Annotated in this window: 2 protein-coding genes; both read right to left on the reverse strand. The window is 57.2% G+C overall.

Going from position 1 to position 416, the window contains the following annotated elements:
- Positions 1 to 76: 76 nt before the first annotated feature.
- A complete protein-coding gene (locus D7X55_RS43950) occupies positions 77 to 295 on the reverse strand; it encodes a hypothetical protein (protein WP_012435679.1) in 219 nt (72 codons plus the stop codon).
- A complete protein-coding gene (locus D7X55_RS46970; RefSeq protein WP_116281133.1) occupies positions 288 to 407 on the reverse strand; it encodes a PRTRC system protein C in 120 nt (39 codons plus the stop codon). Before D7X55_RS46970 ends, D7X55_RS43950 begins: the two co-directional genes overlap by 8 nt.
- Between the last annotated feature and the right edge of the window lie 9 nt (positions 408 to 416).

The raw sequence follows: 416 nt of genomic DNA on the forward strand, positions 1-416 counted from the left end.
AGACCGGTAAGGTCTCCCTCGTCGGTATGCCGAAGGCGTGCAATCGCTGGAACGCATTGTGAAATGGCCGGGAGTGTTAGAAAACCATCGGCAGCTCTATGTCCGGCAGGGGAATCGAATCGACATGCCGCCCCGCCGGTGAGGCTTTCACTGAAGCCTGATAAACCTTGGCAAGAATCGAACAACACGATTCCACCTCCTCATCATGTAGAAAAACCGCCCTATCGGGCGGTTTCTCAGTTCCATTGATGCTGACCGGATCGGCCAACGCATTCATCAGATCGCGCTTACGCATGGTTGCCCTTTGCGCCCGCGGCACGCACGAACTTGTACACAGCGTTTTCCCCCTTGTACTCCGGACCCTCCACGGCTGCCGTGGTGAGTTCGGGATACTGGGCGGTGTACATGTCGCGCAC

The sequence above is a fragment of the Corallococcus sp. AB049A genome (genome assembly GCF_003668885.1).
Taxonomy (GTDB): domain Bacteria; phylum Myxococcota; class Myxococcia; order Myxococcales; family Myxococcaceae; genus Corallococcus; species Corallococcus interemptor.